Origin of the sequence: Candidatus Accumulibacter similis (assembly GCA_013347225.1) — a bacterium.
GTDB lineage: Bacteria > Pseudomonadota > Gammaproteobacteria > Burkholderiales > Rhodocyclaceae > Accumulibacter > Accumulibacter similis.
In genome coordinates this window covers 840,980-855,705 of the sequence record CP054595.1, presented here as the reverse complement: position 1 = coordinate 855,705, position 14,726 = coordinate 840,980, and the positions used below count along the sequence as shown (strand labels likewise).

Sequence of the window (14,726 nt, the reverse complement as noted above, 5' to 3'; positions counted from 1 at the left end):
ACTGCCATGCCGATGAACAATCCCTTTCACACGCCGGCCTTCTCGATGGCCGCGTTGACGGTGGCGATCAACCTGCTGCCGAACCGCTACGGGCGCCTGGAAGCGCTCAACCTGTTCCCGATCAAGCCGGTGCGCCAGCGCCAACTCATCGTCGAGGAGCGCAATGGCGTGCTGAACCTGCTGCCGACGCTGCCGCCGGGGTCGCCCGGGACCGTCGGGCGCCGCGGGAAGCGCACGCTGCGCCCGTTCGTCGTGCCGCACATCCCGCACGACGATGTGGTGCTGCCGGAGGAAGTCCAGGGCGTGCGGGCCTTCGGCAGTGAGTCCGAGGTCGAGACGATCGCCGGCGTGATGGCCCGGCATCTGGAGACGATGCGCAACAAGCACGCGATCACGCTGGAGCACCTGCGCATGGGAGCGCTCAAAGGCGTGATCCTGGACGCCGATGGGTCGACGCTGGTCGATCTCTTCGATGAGTTCGCCATCACGCCGAAGACCGTGAACTTCGCGCTGAACGTCGACACGACGAACGTCAAGGCGAAGTGTGCCGAGGTGCTGCGTCACGTCGAGGACCACCTGCTGGGCGAGTTCATGAGCAGCATCCACTGTCTCGTCTCGCCGGAGTTCTTCGAGAAGCTGACCGGCCATCCGAAGGTCGAGAAGGCGTACGAGAACTGGCAGCAGGGCGCGGTGCTGATCAACGACATGCGCGCGGGATTCACCTTTGGTGGGCTGACCTTCGAGGAGTACCGTGGTCAGGCGACCGACGCCAGCGGTGTTTCCCGTCGCTTCATCGAGGCCGGCGAAGGTCATTGCTTCCCGCAGGGCACGGTGGACACCTTCGGCACCTACGTCGCGCCAGCCGACTTCAACGAGACGGTGAACACCCTGGGGCAGCCGCTGTACGCCAAGCAGGAACCGCGGAAGTTCGACCGTGGCACCGACCTGCACACGCAGTCGAACCCGCTGCCAATGTGTCACCGGCCCGGGGTGCTCGTGAAACTCGTCATGCAGTGACCCTCGCCATGGCGACCATCGCGGATCTCTACGACGCCGCGGCGCAAGCTGGTCTCCTCACCGCGGCGGAGTGTGCGGGTATGGTCGTCTGGGTCGACTTCCGCGCGCCCGACGAGGACGTGCTCGACGGTCTCGGCGTCAGCCGCGGCTACACCATCCGCTATCCGGCGCAGCGTTTGGCGCCCGCGAACGGCGATCAACTGACGATCCAGGGCCAGCGTTACCGGGTTCGCGAGGTGCGGCAAGTCGGCGATGGCTCGGAGTGCCGCGCCACACTCACCCGGATCACTTGACCCAGCGGTTCCAGAACATGCGGTCGATGGCCGCATTCGCCGCCAGACGGTCGAAGCGCGCGGGATCGAAGTCGAGCCCGGCCCAAGTGCGCAGGCCTTCGGTCTCTTCGCCGTAGGGGTCGTGCTCCCAGCGTGCCAGAAAGTCCTGGTACGCTTCGATGCCGCCGGCATCTTCCGGTGGGCACGCGCGCTCTCCGCTCTCGACCCGGGCGATCCATCCATCGCCATGACGATCGCCGGCATCCTTCACCTGCTCGACGTTCAGGCGATGCTCCCAGCTATCACCAAAGTCGTAGAGATAGGTGAAGGTACTGCCGGTGCCGAGCAGGCGATTGAGGCGGACGTTCTTCTCGATCGCGGTGGGCCGGTCGGGGTTGTCGTACTCCGGGTCCGGGACGCCGATGCGCTGTTCGCCGACCCGAAACTCGTGCAAGTGCGCGTCGTGCCAGCCCATCGCGGCCTGAATGACGTGGTGGAGCACGGCGAAGCTCGCATGACCACTGATCACGATCCGGCGCCAGATGAGCGGCTGGCTGTCGACGAGTTCGATCTTCAGGGTGAAGACGGTTCGTGCGGGTTTCTTCGATGCGGTGGCCACGTCAGATCCTTGATCAGTGTTTCTCTCATTTTACGGAACCCTGGCGCATGCCCCAATCGATCCGCGAACAGATCCTGCAAGCGCTGATGGCCACTCTGGCGCCGGTCGCCACCGCGCAGGGTGCGACCCTGCTGCGTTCGCCGGTTCATGGCGTGCCGCGCGAGGCCTCTCCGGCGCTGCTGCTCTTCCCCGAGTCCGACACCATCGTCGCGCGACCGAACGACCGGGTCGAGCGACAACTCGTCGTGCGACTCGTCGCGCTCGCCCGGGAGGCCCGATCTGTTCCTCCGGAAACACGGGCTGACGAGATCCTCGTCGCCGCACATGCGGCGCTGTTTCACAACGCGAACCTCGGTGGCCTCGCGCTCGGGTTGCGCGAACTCGACTGCGAGTGGGACGTGGAAGACGCCGATGCCGGCGCCGCGGCCCTGCCGGCCCGCTACCAGATCACTTACCGCACACAGTTCCATGACCTCACGCGCCAAGGATGACCCATGCACGTTGAACTCCTGAAACCCCACACCCACGCCGGCGTCGGCCTGGCTCCCGGTGCGATCCTCGAGCTCGATGACGATCTCGCGCGCTGGCTGATCGCTCTGGAAACCGCTCGCCCGGCGCGTACCACGCCCACCCCAGCCCTCCTTTCCCCTGCGGAGAAATCCCAATGAGCACCTACGCCTCTTTCCAGGGCCGCGTCTATCTCGGCAAGCGCGACGCCAGCGGCAACCCCATTGAACTGCGCACGCCGGGCAACGTCGCCGAGTTGAAGCTCGCCCTCAAGACCGAGGTGATCGAGCACTACGAGTCCCAATCCGGCAGTCGCTCGCTCGACCACCGGATGATCAAGCAGACGTCCGCCACGGTGACGCTGACCATCGAGGAGTTCACCAAGGAGAACCTCGCGCTCGCGCTGTACGGCCACTTTGTCCAGAGCCCGACCGGGACCGTTACCGACGAGCCGTTGCCGGCCGGAGTGGTCATCGGCGATCGTTACGCGCTGGCCCATCCCAAAGTGTCGGCGCTGGTCGTCAAGGACGGGTCTGGCGCGTTGCTCACGCTCGGCACCCACTACACGGCCGATGGCGACTTCGGTGCGATCCAGTTCCTCAATCTGGCGAGCTTCGTGCAGCCGTTCAAGGCGAGCTACAGCTACGGCGCGGTGACCGAGATCGGCATCTTCACGCAGCCGGCGCCGGAGCGCTTCCTGCGCCTGGAAGGAATCAACACCGCGCAGGGCAACGCCAAGACGCTGGTCGAACTCTACCGCATCGCCTTCGACCCGCTGAAGGAGATCGCCTTCATCTCGAACGAGTACAACCAGTTCGAACTCGAGGGCTCGCTGCTGGCGGATCCGGGCAAGCCGGTCGATGCGGCGCTCGGTCAGTTCGGTCGCCTCGTCCAGCTCCTCTGATGGGAACGGCGCCTGTGTCCCCCGCCCAGAGCGACTTTGCCGCCCTGCCGCCGCTGCCCGTCTCGATCGAGATCCGCGGTGAGACTCTGGATCTGACGCCGCTGCGCGTCGGCGAGCTGCCGGCCTTCGTGCGGGCGATCCGACCGTTCGCCGAGCAACTGACGACGGCGATCGACTGGCTCGGCATCTGCGCCGACCACGGCGAGTCGCTGCTCGAAGCCGTGGCGCTGGCGAGTCGCCGTCCACGCCTGTGGGTCGACGGTCTGGCCCTGGATGAGGCGATCCGCCTGGCCGAAGCCCTGCTGGAGGTCAATGCCGATTTTTTTGTCCGGCGCGTGAGTCCGGAGATCGATCGGGTCGCCCGTCGTCTCGCCGCCCGGACGCACGCGACCGTTGGGGGGATGCCGTCCAGCGCCTCCTCGCCGCCGGCCACCGCTACCCCGAGATCCTGAACTACACGCTGGCGCAGGTCGAGGCCTTCCTGCGCGCCGCCCACCGCGCGGAACGGCGGCGTCTCGCCGATCTCTTGCTCGTCGTCGCGATCGGTGGCCAGGGCGAGTCCGAGGCCATCACCCGCTTGCAAAGAACCCTCAACCGTGAAGATTAGCCTGACCACCTCGGGTCTCTTCGACCCGCCGGAGTTCCGCGCCTGGACCGCCCAGCGGCAGCGGGAGATCCATGCCGCCGTCGCCCGAGGGTTTCGGGAGTCGGGGCGTGAGGTGGCGGCGCAGGCCCGGGTGCAGATGCAGTCGGCGTTGCAGATCCGGCGAGCCGGCTTCCTGAAATCCCTGCGGGCGACGGTCTTCGACCGGCGTCCCGACCGACTGCCGGCGTTGCGCATCGGTAGCCGGGTGCCGTGGCTCGGCATCCACGAGAGCGGCGGGACGATCAGCGGCCGGATGCTGATTCCCCTGCTGCCCGAACACCAGCGCATCGGCCGGAAGCGCTTCCGGGCCATCATCGACGGACTGATGCGCTCGGGCAACGCCTTCTTCATCCAGAGAGGCGGCCAGGCGATCCTGATGGCCGAGAACATCCGGGAGAACGATCGCGAGCTCGCTCGCTTCAAGCGCGCCGAGCGGGCCCGCACGGGCGTGAAGCGTCTGCAGCGCGGCCAGGAGATTCCGGTCGCCGTGCTCGTGAGGAGCGTGTCGCTGAAGAAGCGCCTCGACCTCGAGGGCACCGTGCGGCGGAACCTGCCGCGCATCGCCGAAGCGATCCGGCGAGAACTCAAGGACGTGTGAGGCAACCTCGAATCTCCCCTACACCGAAAGCCCCCATGACCAACCGCGCCCAGATCCTCGTCACCGCCATCGACCAGACGCGTTCGGCCTTCGCGTCGATCCAGGGCAACCTGCGTGCACTCACCGACCACGCTCGCTCGGTGAACGGGCTGCTCGGCACCCTCGGCGTCGCCCTGAGCGGCGCCGGCTTCGTTGCGTTCATCAAGGGCAGCATCGACGCCGCCGACGAACTCGATGAACTGTCGCAGAAGGCCGGCATCAGCGTCGAAGCCCTGTCGACCCTGAAGCTCGCCGCGCAGCACGAGAACGTCGGCGCCGAGGCCTTCGCCACCTCGCTCAAGAGACTCTCGACGGCGATGTTCGAAGCGGCCGCCGGATCGGGCGAGAACCAGCGCCTCTTTGCCGCGCTCGGCATCACCTTCCGCGAGAGCACCGGGGAACTGCGTGCGACCGACCAGGTGCTGCTCGATCTGGCGACCCGTTTCCAGGCGATGCCGGATGGTCCCGAGAAGTCCGCGCTGGCGGTGAAGCTCTTCGGCAAGGCCGGGACCGATATGATCCCGTTCCTCAATCGCGGTGCCGACGGCATTCGGGACCTGACGGCGCAGTTTCGCGAACTCGGCGGCGAGATTTCCGGCGAGACGGCGACCCGGGCGGCCGAGTTCAACGATGACCTGAACCTCCTGCGCGCCGCATTGCAGGGTGTGGCCCACGGCATCGCCGCGAGTGTCCTGCCCGCGCTGGGCGATCTCGCCCGCGGACTCGTCGAGTCGGCGAAGAACGGCGGCAGCTTGCAGGCAATCCTCGACGGCGTCGTTCTGGCCTTGAAGACCCTGGCGCTGGGTGCGGCGGTGACCGCCAACGGCTTTCTCGCCCTGGGCGAAGCGATGGGGGCGGGTGTGGCCGCCGGCGTCGCGCGACTGAAGGGGAACGTCAGCCAAGCGCAGACGATCCTCGGCGAACTGGAGACCAGCCTCGCCGCGCGGCGCGACCGGGTGATCCAGTTCCACGACAGGCTCTTCAATCCGAAGCCGGTCGACGCGAAGAAGCCGGAAGTCAGACCAACCGGGGAATCGATCGCCGGGCGGCTCGCCCGGTCGGCCGGCAGCCCGGATACGAGCGGCGCGCGTCTCGCGCTGATCAAGGCGAACGCCGAAGCCGAACTCCGCCTCCTGCAGGACAGCCTCAAGCGGGCGCAGGAAGCCTACGACCGCGCCTTCGAGGACCACCTGGTCTCGATCCGTGCGTTTCATGCAGCCAAGGCGCAGATCGCCCAAGCGGCGATCGATGCCGAGATCGCCGCCAAACAGCAGGAACTCGCCGAGCAGACGAAGGGGACGACCACCGGCAAGGACGAGAGTGCTCGTCTGCGCGCGAAGGCCGAAGTGAAGAAGCTCGAGGCCGAGCTGATCGTCCTGAACCGCGAGCGTGCCGACGTCGAGATCGAGAGCGCCCGCAAGGCGGCCAAGGCCGAAGCCGATCTGGCGAAAGAACTCGCCCAGGTCCGGCAACGCCTGGCCGAGATCCACGGCGGCGCCGGTGGCGAGATCACGCGCGAGAAGCTGACGCAGGAGTACCAGCCGCTGCTGGACAGGCTTCGTGCGGCGGGAGACCAGGCAGGCGAAGCCGAGGTCAACCGCCTGATCGACGTCGAGGCGCATCTCGCCGAACTCGGGCGGCTGGAGTCGCAGTTCCAGTCGGTGATGGAGCGGATGCGCATCGCCGAAGCCGAACTCCAGGTGCAACGCGAGGCCGGCCTGCTCACCGAATCGCAGATGCGGCAGGGCCTCCTGACCCTGCACCAGCAGACCGCGCAGGAGGTCGAGGGTCTGATTCCCCGGATGGAGGCCCTGGCCCGCGCAACCGGATCCGAGGAGGCGATCAACCGCGTCGCGCGCCTGCGAGTCGAAGTACGGGGACTCGCAACCGAGTCCGACGACGTCGCCCGGCGCATCGACGGCGCAATCGAGGACGGCTTCGTGCAACTGTTCGAGTCCATCGGCTCGGGCGCGAAGTCGGCCAAGGAGGCGTTCGCCGATTTTGCGCGCTCGGTCCTCCTGGCCATTCAGAAGATCGCCGCCCAGAAACTGGTCGAGAGCCTCTTCGGCAGTCTCGGCAAAGGCTCGGGCGGTGCGAGTCTCGGGGGGTTCATCGCATCCCTCTTCGGCGGCCGTGGTCTTGCGGCCGGTGGCTATGTCACCGGTCCGGGTACCTCCACCTCCGACTCGATCCCGGCGCGCCTGTCGGCCGGCGAGTATGTGCTCCAGGCCGCCGCTGTGCGAACGATCGGCGTGTCGTTCCTCGACGCGCTGAACGGGATCGCTCGTGGGCCTCGGGTGACCGCAGGCCGCCTGGCCTTCGCCGAAGGCGGTCTCGTCGAGCAGCTCAAGCCGTCTGCGCCGGCCGGCGCCGCCCAGCCGAGCGTGCGCATCGTGAACGTCGTCGATCCGTCGCTCGCCCACGATTACCTCAACTCGTCCGCCGGCGAACGGACGCTCCTCAATATTCTCGCCCGCAATGCCGGAGCGGTGAAACAGGTGCTGGCGTAATGGCGTACGAATCGGGAATCGCGGCCGACCATCGGGATCTGCTGGGCCGCTTCCGGGCTTTCGTCACCGGCCACCCGAGCCTCATCGCCGCCGGCCAGGCGTGGCAGGAACTGCGCTGGGTGCAGCAGGCGTCGACGCAGGAGCTGATCCTGAAGGCGCCGGGTCTCGCCGGCACGGACGCGATCTACGCCGGGCTGTTCTCGCAGGAAACGGCCGCCTCGGATCTCTATCAGTGGCAGGTGCTCGGCTACACCGGCTATCTCTCCGGCGCGAACTTCACCGGCCAGCCGGGGCTGAGCCCGGCGCATTACCTGTCGCTGTGGAACAGCCCGATGAGCTACTGGCTGGTCGCCAACGGCCGGCGGGCGATCCTCGCGGTGAAGGTGAGCAGCCGCTACATGCTGATGCACCTGGGCTTCCTGACGCCCTATGCGACGCCGGGGCAGTTTCCTTACCCGTTCTTCGTCTCCGGCACCGACAACTACTACTTCGGCGGGCGCCGCTGGTCGGAAGTCTCGACCATCTGGAATGGCCAGATGCGCAACCTCGCCGGGGTGTGGGCGACGCCGTCGCGCTACCCGGCGGGGCAGACGTACAAACACTCGCCGGGCGCCATCTATCCGCTGACCAGTCTGGTGCTCTACGACGCCACGGCGATCTATGGCGAGATCGACGGGCTGTTTCACGTCTCGGGTTTCGGCAATGCCTCGGAGAACCTCGTCACCGTCGACGGGGTGAACCATCTGGTGCTGCAGGACGTCGCGTCGACCGGCATCGGCAACTACGTCGCGTTGCGCCTGCAGTAAACAAACACCTCCCCGCTTCCTGGACGACCACATGACTTACGCCACCGGCGTCGCCTCGACCGCCAATCAATTGCTGGATGCGATCCACGGCTTCGCCGGGGCGAACGGCTGGACCGTCAACGCCTACGCCGCCGAAGGGGCCGGCTACCGTCTGCACGTGAACCGGGGTGCCGTCTGGGCGGACTTCTCGACCGCTTACGCGCCAGCCAGCTACGCCCTCGCGCTCAAAGGCTCGACCGGATACAGCAGCGCACGCGCCTGGGACAGCCAAACCGACGCGATTCCCTACCCGCTGACCTGCCCGGTGAACGTCGGCACGCAGAGTGCCTCGCTCTTTCCGTGTACCTGGCATCTCGTTGCGCAGACGAATCCGGACCTCCTGGCCGGGGTGTTCGTCTCTCCGGCGCAGGCCAATACGCACTTCGCGGTGGGCCAGCTGATCCAGACCGGCCTCTACGACAGCGGCGCGTTCTACGGTGGCCACCAGTTCTGGGCGCCAGCGGTTTCCAACTACTACGCGCACCAACTCGCGCTGCGCGCCGAGGTGGATGGCTACCGATGGCTCGGCGCCGGCGGCTCGGTCCCGCTCTGGCGCGATGGCCCACCCGAGACGACGAACCAGTTCAACGGCCTCGCTCCGCTGATGCCGATCCGGGTGATGGTGCAGTCGGGGGGCTATGGCGTGCTGCTCGGATTCCTGCCGCACCTGCGTTGTGTCCACATGCAGCACTTCAACAATGGCGATACGGTGACGATCGGCGCCGACGAGTGGATGGTGTTCTTCCGCAGCGACCGGGCGGCGGGAGGCGTCGGGCTGGCCCTTCGGAAGTGAGCGATGGCGACTCTCATCGGCGTGACGGGCCTTGCCGTCCTCCACTTGGCGGGTCACCACACGGTCTCGGCCAACCTACAGACAGTCGGCTTGGCGGGCGTCCCGTCGATCGTCGGGCTGGATCGTGCCGGGATCCGGAGCTTCACCTGGCCGGGCGTGCTGCCGCGCGCGGGTTTGACGGGAGCGGCTGACCGGAGCTTCCGCGACGACTGGTATCACCGCATCCACGTGCTGCCGGCGGCGATCGACTTCGGCAACCTCGTGAGCCCGGTGAGCCAGGCCGTCGAGGTCTGGAATGCGTTTCTGTCACCGGTCAGCCTGACCGCGATCGAGGAGACCGGCGCCGATGGCGTTTCGCTGAGCGGACAGTCGCCACCGCCGCTGGTCTATGGCGGGCTGGCGTCGCGCGTCCATACCGTGGCGGCGTCGACGCTGGGAAGCCCGGTCCTGTCGGCACACTACGTCTTGCGCTTCAGCAACGGGGCGAGCTCGGCACTCACCGTGACCGGCCGCCGCGTCGTGGTCTTGGGCTTCGCCCCGAACTGGGCGGGCGGCATTACCGAGCGGCTGGCGTGGCTGACCGACGTGCTGGAGTCCTACGACGGCAGCGAGCAGCGCATCCGGTTGCGCAGCGTTCCCCGTCGCAGCTTCGAGTTCCAGCTCGATCTCGCCGGGCAGGGCGTGCGGGTGCTGGAGACGCTCCTGCACGCCTGGGGAGCCCGGGTCTTTGCCGTGCCGGTGTGGACCGACCGCACGGTGCTCACCGCCCCGCTGTCGGCGGGCGCGGCGGCGGTCCGTGTGTCCGATGCGGCGCATGCCGACTACCATGCCGGCGGCCTGGTCGCGTTCTGGTCGGACAACCTGCACCACGAGGTCGCCGAGATTCTGTCGCTGGCTGGCAACGCGCTGACCCTGAAGCAGCCGCTTTCGCGCGGTTGGCCGGCGGGAACCCGCGTCTTCCCGGCGCGCTTCGCCCGCATCGATGGCGACGCCGTCGTCGCGCACCCGACCGATGCGCTAGCCAGCGCGCGGGTGCGCTTGGAGATCGAGGACCCGAGCCCCGTGCCGGCGATCGATGGCCCGAGCGCTTACCGGGGGTATCGCGTGCTGGAGTGGCGTCCGAACCGGATCGAGGACCGCACCGACACCTGGCGTCGCAAGCTCGCCGTCCTCGACTACGGCACCGGGCCGGTGAACATTGACGATCTCAGCGGCCACCCGGTGGTGGGCAAGCGGCTGCGGTTCACATTCGGCAATCGCGCGACGATCCAGGCCTTCCGCGCCTGGTTGCACGCGCGCCAGGGACGGGCGGTGCCGTTCTGGCTGTCTTCGGGGCAGTCGGATGTCGAGGTGACCCGGCCGATCCACGCGGCCGACCAGCACCTGGCGGTGAAGAACATCGGTTACGCGCGCTACCTCGCGAGTCCGACGATCCGGCGCGACGTGGCGATTCGGGTCGCCGGCGGCGCGGTCCATCACCGGCGGATCACCGGCGCAACCGAGATCTCCGAAGACGAGGAACTGCTGATGCTCGATTCGACGCTGGGGGTCACCATTCCGCTGGCCCGGGTGCTGCAGGTATCGTTTCTCGACCTCGTGCGGCTCGAGGCCGACGCGCAGGAATTCTTCTGGGAGACGGACGGGATCGTCCAGGCCGTGCTGGAAGTCCGGACGGTCCAGGAGTGAGGCCATGAGCTATACGACCGTGGAGCAGTCGGTGGCGGATGGGAGCCCGATCGAGCTGTACCGCTTCGCGCAGGGAACCCGCCACTGGTGCTACACCTCGAGCCAGCTGCCGGTGGACCATCTGTCGGAAACCTATGCGCCGCGGACGCTGACCCGCGGGGCGATCGAGCAGGCGAACGAGATCCACCGAAACGGCCTCGAGATCACGCTGCCCCGCGACGATCCGTTGGGAACGCTGTTCCTTGCCGCGCCGCCCGAGGGGATCGTCAGCGTCACGATCTATCGCCGGCATCGGGCCGACCCGGAGTTCATCACCTACTGGAAAGGCCGGGTCAGTGCGGCGCGCTTCTCGGGCGCGACGGTACAGCTGAAATGCGAGCCGATCGCCACGTCGTTGAAGCGGGTCGGTCTGCGCGCGCGCTATCAGCTGCTCTGTCGGCACGTGCTGTACTCGCCGAGCTGCGGGGCGCTGCGCGAGCGGTTTCGGGTCGATGGGATCGTCTCCAGCCTCGGCGGCACGCAGCTGACGGTTGCGGCGGCGGCCACCGCGGCTGACGGGTATTTCACGGCCGGGATGCTTTCGGCAGGCGTGGGGTTGCGCATGATCACGGCGCACAGCGGGTCGAGCTTGACGCTCGCCGCGCCCTTGATCGGCCTCGCGGTCGGTGATGCGGTCTCGCTGTTGGCCGGCTGCGATCACTCGCTGGGGCAGTGCGCGAGTCGCTTCGACAACCTCGACCAGTTCGGCGGTTTCCCGTTCATCCCGGTGAAGAACCCCTTCACCGGCGACGCGATCGTCTGATCGGAGTCGACCATGTGGCAACAGATCCTCGTCTGGGTCGTCACGACCGTCCTCTCGGCGCTCCTGGCGCCGCGGCCGAAAGCGCCGGAGAACGCGCAACCCGGCCAGATTGGTGACAAAGATGTGCCGATCGCTTCGCAGGACGCGCCGATCCCGGTGCTCTTCGGCACCCGTCTGCTGTCCGGGCCGAACGTCGTCTGGTATGGCGACGTCCAGGTGCGGGCGATTCGCAAGTCGTCGGGAGGAAAGAAGTGAGCACTCGGGTGACGGTCGCGCACGCGCGGGAGTTGGGTTACTGCGTCAAGGGCGTTCGCCGCTGGTTCGACGGCCGGGAGCGGAGCTGGGAGGCGTTCGTCGAGCACGGCGTTGACAGCGACTGGCTGCGCGCGACCGGTGATGCGATGGCGATCCGCCTCGCGGATCTGGCCGAGGGTGGGATTGGGGCGGAGGACGATCGATGAGCCGGGGGGGTGGCAAGGGCAAGCAGAGCTATACGGTCGGCTACTGGTATGGGCTCGGGGCGCATCTCGCGCTCTGTCACGGTCCCGTCGACGCGCTGACCGAGATCCGCGTCGGCGAACGGGTGGCGTGGTCGGGGAACGTCACGGCGAGCACGACGATTCAGATCGACAACCCCACGCTCTTCGGTGGCGAGGAGCGCGAGGGCGGCGTGCTGGGCCCCGTCGACGTCCTGATGGGTGAGGCCAGCCAGGAGCGGAACGCTTATCTGAAGGGCGTTCTCGGCAGCACGATTCCGGCCTTCCGCGGCGTCTTCTCGCTGGTTCTGAAACGGGTGTGGGTGGCGGCGATGAACCCGTACATCAAGCCGTGGTCGGTGCGCGCGAAACGGATCCCGCGGGCGTGGAACAGCGGGACTGCCGAGATCGACGGCGACGCCAATCCGGCGCACATCATTCGCGAGTGCCTGACGAATGGCGATTGGGGCATGGGGTATCCCGAGAGCGACCTCGACGACGCGAGTTTTACGCGAGCGGCCGCGACGCTCTACGGCGAGGGCTTCGGTCTGTCGCTGCTGTGGAGCCGCGAGGAGACGATCGAATCCTTCGTGCTGGCGATCCTGAAGCACATCGACGGGGTGCTGTACGTCCATCCGCGCAGCGGGCTGTTCACCCTGCGGCTTGCCCGAGCGGACTACACGCTCGCCAATCAGGCGGGCTTCGATCCGTCCAACATCCTGCGCCTCGAAGAATTCTCGCGGCCGTCGTGGGGCGAAGTGACCAACCAGGTGACGGTGATCTACCGCGATCGCGAAACGGACAAGGACACCTCGGTGACGGTGCAGGATCTCGCCGGGGTGCAGATGACCGGCAGCGTGGTGGCGACCAGCGTGAACTTCCCCGGCATCTCGAAGGCCGAGCTGGCGAACCGGGTCGCGATGCGCGAACTGAAGCAGTTGTCGTCGGGACTCGCGAAGGGCGTCTTCGTCGCCAATCGCCAGGCCTCTCTATTGAACATCGGTGATGTGATCCGCTTTGCGTGGCCGCCCTACGGGATCACCGAGATCGCGATGCGGGTAGCTCGGCTGTCGTATGGAGAGTTGGCCGACGGGGCGGTGCGAGTGGAGTGCGTGCAGGACGTCTTCGGCTTGCCGCAGTCGGTCTATGCCGTGCCGCCGCCGACCGGCTGGGTCGAGCCGGTCAGCATGCCCAGGGCGTGCCCGGTGCAGATGCTCTACGAGGTGCCGTACTGGTCGGTGATCGCGGATTTCACCGGTGAGTCGCAGAGCCTGATCGCCGACATCGGGGAACTCGACGGGCTGGTGGCGGCCTGCGGGGCGCGGTCGAACTCGGACGCCTACGGCTTCGAGGCCCAGGCGTATCAAGCCGGGGCGTTTCAGTCGAAGGGCTTCGGGACCTTCACGCCGACGGCGGTGCTGACCGAGTCCTTGCCGCTATCGGCCACCAACACCACGGTGGGGATCGCCGGCGGGATCGACCTCGATGAGGTGGAGCCGAACACGCTGGCGGTGGTCGACGGCGAGTGGGTGCAGGTGACGGCCGTCAACCTCGTCGCGCAGACGGTGACGCTGGAGCGCGGCCTGCTCGACACCGTGCCGGTGGCGCATGCGGTGGGGGCTCGCCTGTGGTTCGTTGACGGCTGGCGCTTCTATCTGACGCCGGAGTATGTGCAGAACGAGGTCGCGCGGGTGAAACTCCTGCCGCGAACGCCGAAAGGGACCTTGGCGGAGGCCGCAGCGACCGAGTTGAACGTGACGCTGGCCAAGCGCTTCATTCGCCCGTACTGCCCGGGCAACGTGCGGGTGAACGGGCTGCGCTATCCGGGCGTGATCAGCGGCGAACTCTCGATCTCGTGGGCGACACGCAATCGGCAGATTCAGACCGCCTACCTGGTGCTGCAGACCGAGGGGTCGATCACGCCGGAGGCCGGGCAGACGACGACCGTCCGGCTGTTCAACGAAAAGGGCGTGCTCGTCAGGACACGCGCCGGGCTGACCGGCACCGGTGTCGCCTGGACGCTCGCGGAGGAAGCTGCGGAATCGGGGCTGTCGCGCATCAACGGTCGCCTACGAATCGAGATCGAGGCCGAGCGGGGTGGGCACCTGTCGTGGCAGAAGCAGGTGATCGCGTTCGACCGCGCGGGCTATGGACTCCATTACGGCAAATACTACGGAGGCATCTGATGGCGAGTGTGGATCCGAATCTGGGGCTCAGTTATGGCTGGACGGTCGGCGAGTCGGGCTGGAAGGACGGCATGGACGCCAACTTGAAGCGACTCGGTGCAGTGGTGGGGCTCTCGGTGAAAGACCGGGATCTCGGCACGCCGCCGGCGAGCCCGGTCGATGGGGACCGTTACCTGATCCCGGCAGGAGCGACCGGCGTCTGGTCGGGGCGCGCCGGTCTGATTGCGGTGCGCATCGGCGGAGCCTGGGAGTTTTACGCGCCGAGGGTCGGCTGGCTGTGCTTCATCGAGGACGAGGGCGCTCTGTCGGTCTTCAAGGCGGCCGGCTGGAGCGTCGGAATCGCGATCTAAGCGTTCGCGATTGGTGAGCCGTAGAAGCCGCCTATGCGGCGTGCTTCTTCTCTCTGGAGGACAAGACATGAACACGCCCAGCGTGACTGACGGCATGGTCTCCATGCCGCGCGATGACTTCGAGGAACTGCTCGAGCGCGCCGCCGAGCGCGGAGCCCGACACGCCCTGCACGGCGTCGGACTCGACGGGCCCGATGCGGCGCACGACATCCGTGAGCTGCGCAGTCTGCTCGATGCCTTCAATGAAGCGAAGAAGACCGCATGGCTGACGATCGTCCGGATGCTGGTCACCGGGCTGGTGATGGCCACGCTCGCGGGGGCGTTCGTGAAGTGGAAGGTGTTCGGGGGTGGGCAGTGAAGGCGTGCATAGCCTGGGTGCAGGGATTCAGGGGGAGGTCACGGCCCCCTTCGACAATGCAGTCAGGAAAGTGTAGCGTGATGGTTCAGGTTCCGTTGCGCGGCTGGGCGGAGCGTCT

Annotated in this window: 18 protein-coding genes; 17 read left to right on the top strand and 1 reads right to left on the bottom strand. The window is 67.4% G+C overall.

From position 1 onward, the window contains the following. The first annotated feature begins 12 nt into the window (after window positions 1-12). Both HT579_03790 and HT579_03785 read left to right on the top strand, forming a co-directional pair. Window positions 13-1,017 carry a major capsid protein gene (locus HT579_03790; protein QKS31485.1) on the top strand — a complete coding sequence of 335 codons (1,005 nt, stop codon included), beginning with the start codon at window positions 13-15 and terminating at the stop codon, window positions 1,015-1,017. 8 nt (window positions 1,018-1,025) lie between these two features. Continuing rightward, on the top strand, window positions 1,026-1,310 hold the full coding sequence (locus HT579_03785) for a hypothetical protein (protein QKS28137.1): 285 nt from the start codon (window positions 1,026-1,028) through the stop codon (window positions 1,308-1,310). On the opposite strand, the gene HT579_03780 is transcribed toward HT579_03785, so the two are convergent. Further along, complete coding sequence (locus HT579_03780) at window positions 1,303-1,908, bottom strand: plasmid pRiA4b ORF-3 family protein (protein QKS28136.1); 606 nt, start codon at window positions 1,906-1,908, stop codon at window positions 1,303-1,305. The genes HT579_03785 and HT579_03780 overlap by 8 nt on opposite strands. 47 nt (window positions 1,909-1,955) lie before the next feature. Here HT579_03780 and HT579_03775 point away from each other — a divergent pair, with 47 nt between their 5' ends. From HT579_03775 to HT579_03705, 15 genes are all read left to right on the top strand, one after another. After that, window positions 1,956-2,399 carry a hypothetical protein gene (locus HT579_03775; protein QKS28135.1) on the top strand — a complete coding sequence of 148 codons (444 nt, stop codon included), beginning with the start codon at window positions 1,956-1,958 and terminating at the stop codon, window positions 2,397-2,399. A gap of 3 nt (window positions 2,400-2,402) precedes the next feature. After that, on the top strand, window positions 2,403-2,576 hold the full coding sequence (locus HT579_03770) for a hypothetical protein (protein QKS28134.1): 174 nt from the start codon (window positions 2,403-2,405) through the stop codon (window positions 2,574-2,576). Next, window positions 2,573-3,319, top strand: a complete 747-nt coding sequence (locus HT579_03765) for a hypothetical protein (protein ID QKS28133.1) — start codon at window positions 2,573-2,575, stop codon at window positions 3,317-3,319. Before HT579_03770 ends, HT579_03765 begins: the two co-directional genes overlap by 4 nt. Window positions 3,320-3,363: 44 nt before the next feature. Continuing rightward, complete coding sequence (locus HT579_03760; GenBank protein QKS31484.1) at window positions 3,364-3,771, top strand: hypothetical protein; 408 nt, start codon at window positions 3,364-3,366, stop codon at window positions 3,769-3,771. A 144-nt stretch (window positions 3,772-3,915) separates the two neighbouring features. Next, complete coding sequence (locus HT579_03755) at window positions 3,916-4,563, top strand: hypothetical protein (protein ID QKS28132.1); 648 nt, start codon at window positions 3,916-3,918, stop codon at window positions 4,561-4,563. Between the two features lie 35 nt (window positions 4,564-4,598). Next, window positions 4,599-7,112 carry a phage tail protein gene (locus HT579_03750; GenBank protein QKS28131.1) on the top strand — a complete coding sequence of 838 codons (2,514 nt, stop codon included), beginning with the start codon at window positions 4,599-4,601 and terminating at the stop codon, window positions 7,110-7,112. Then, complete coding sequence (locus tag HT579_03745) at window positions 7,112-7,918, top strand: hypothetical protein (GenBank protein QKS28130.1); 807 nt, start codon at window positions 7,112-7,114, stop codon at window positions 7,916-7,918. The genes HT579_03750 and HT579_03745 overlap by 1 nt, the downstream gene beginning before the upstream one ends. Before the next feature lie 31 nt (window positions 7,919-7,949). Then, the gene (locus tag HT579_03740) at window positions 7,950-8,750 is read left to right on the top strand and encodes a hypothetical protein (protein ID QKS28129.1); all 801 of its coding nucleotides are present in this window, start codon (window positions 7,950-7,952) and stop codon (window positions 8,748-8,750) included. A 3-nt stretch (window positions 8,751-8,753) separates the two neighbouring features. Continuing rightward, on the top strand, window positions 8,754-10,436 hold the full coding sequence (locus HT579_03735; protein QKS28128.1) for a hypothetical protein: 1,683 nt from the start codon (window positions 8,754-8,756) through the stop codon (window positions 10,434-10,436). Between the two features lie 4 nt (window positions 10,437-10,440). Continuing rightward, window positions 10,441-11,238, top strand: coding sequence for a phage BR0599 family protein (locus tag HT579_03730; protein ID QKS28127.1), 798 nt, complete (start codon window positions 10,441-10,443; stop codon window positions 11,236-11,238). Window positions 11,239-11,250: 12 nt separating this feature from the next. Further along, window positions 11,251-11,493 (top strand): hypothetical protein, encoded by a 243-nt coding sequence (locus tag HT579_03725; GenBank protein QKS28126.1) that lies wholly within the window; start codon window positions 11,251-11,253, stop codon window positions 11,491-11,493. After that, window positions 11,490-11,699, top strand: coding sequence for a hypothetical protein (locus HT579_03720; protein ID QKS28125.1), 210 nt, complete (start codon window positions 11,490-11,492; stop codon window positions 11,697-11,699). The genes HT579_03725 and HT579_03720 overlap by 4 nt, the downstream gene beginning before the upstream one ends. Beyond that, a complete protein-coding gene (locus HT579_03715; GenBank protein QKS28124.1) occupies window positions 11,696-13,900 on the top strand; it encodes a hypothetical protein in 2,205 nt (734 codons plus the stop codon). Before HT579_03720 ends, HT579_03715 begins: the two co-directional genes overlap by 4 nt. Then, the gene (locus HT579_03710) at window positions 13,900-14,250 is read left to right on the top strand and encodes a DUF2793 domain-containing protein (GenBank protein QKS28123.1); all 351 of its coding nucleotides are present in this window, start codon (window positions 13,900-13,902) and stop codon (window positions 14,248-14,250) included. The genes HT579_03715 and HT579_03710 overlap by 1 nt, the downstream gene beginning before the upstream one ends. A 67-nt stretch (window positions 14,251-14,317) precedes the next feature. Continuing rightward, entirely contained in the window at window positions 14,318-14,608 is a 291-nt protein-coding gene (locus HT579_03705; protein QKS28122.1) for a hypothetical protein, read from the top strand. The last annotated feature ends 118 nt before the right edge of the window (window positions 14,609-14,726 follow it).

What these genes read in the sequence shown, in the direction of transcription:
- HT579_03775 (QKS28135.1), top strand. Translation starts at nt 1,956, where the DNA reads ATGCCCCAATCGATCCGCGAACAGATCCTGCAAGCGCTGATGGCCACT.
- HT579_03790 (QKS31485.1), top strand. Translation starts at nt 13, where the DNA reads ATGAACAATCCCTTTCACACGCCGGCCTTCTCGATGGCCGCGTTGACG.
- HT579_03750 (QKS28131.1), top strand. Translation starts at nt 4,599, where the DNA reads ATGACCAACCGCGCCCAGATCCTCGTCACCGCCATCGACCAGACGCGT.
- HT579_03710 (QKS28123.1), top strand. Translation starts at nt 13,900, where the DNA reads ATGGCGAGTGTGGATCCGAATCTGGGGCTCAGTTATGGCTGGACGGTC.
- HT579_03705 (QKS28122.1), top strand. Translation starts at nt 14,318, where the DNA reads ATGAACACGCCCAGCGTGACTGACGGCATGGTCTCCATGCCGCGCGAT.
- HT579_03730 (QKS28127.1), top strand. Translation starts at nt 10,441, where the DNA reads ATGAGCTATACGACCGTGGAGCAGTCGGTGGCGGATGGGAGCCCGATC.
- HT579_03785 (QKS28137.1), top strand. Translation starts at nt 1,026, where the DNA reads ATGGCGACCATCGCGGATCTCTACGACGCCGCGGCGCAAGCTGGTCTC.
- HT579_03715 (QKS28124.1), top strand. Translation starts at nt 11,696, where the DNA reads ATGAGCCGGGGGGGTGGCAAGGGCAAGCAGAGCTATACGGTCGGCTAC.
- HT579_03725 (QKS28126.1), top strand. Translation starts at nt 11,251, where the DNA reads ATGTGGCAACAGATCCTCGTCTGGGTCGTCACGACCGTCCTCTCGGCG.
- HT579_03735 (QKS28128.1), top strand. Translation starts at nt 8,754, where the DNA reads ATGGCGACTCTCATCGGCGTGACGGGCCTTGCCGTCCTCCACTTGGCG.
- HT579_03740 (QKS28129.1), top strand. Translation starts at nt 7,950, where the DNA reads ATGACTTACGCCACCGGCGTCGCCTCGACCGCCAATCAATTGCTGGAT.
- HT579_03765 (QKS28133.1), top strand. Translation starts at nt 2,573, where the DNA reads ATGAGCACCTACGCCTCTTTCCAGGGCCGCGTCTATCTCGGCAAGCGC.
- HT579_03745 (QKS28130.1), top strand. Translation starts at nt 7,112, where the DNA reads ATGGCGTACGAATCGGGAATCGCGGCCGACCATCGGGATCTGCTGGGC.
- HT579_03770 (QKS28134.1), top strand. Translation starts at nt 2,403, where the DNA reads ATGCACGTTGAACTCCTGAAACCCCACACCCACGCCGGCGTCGGCCTG.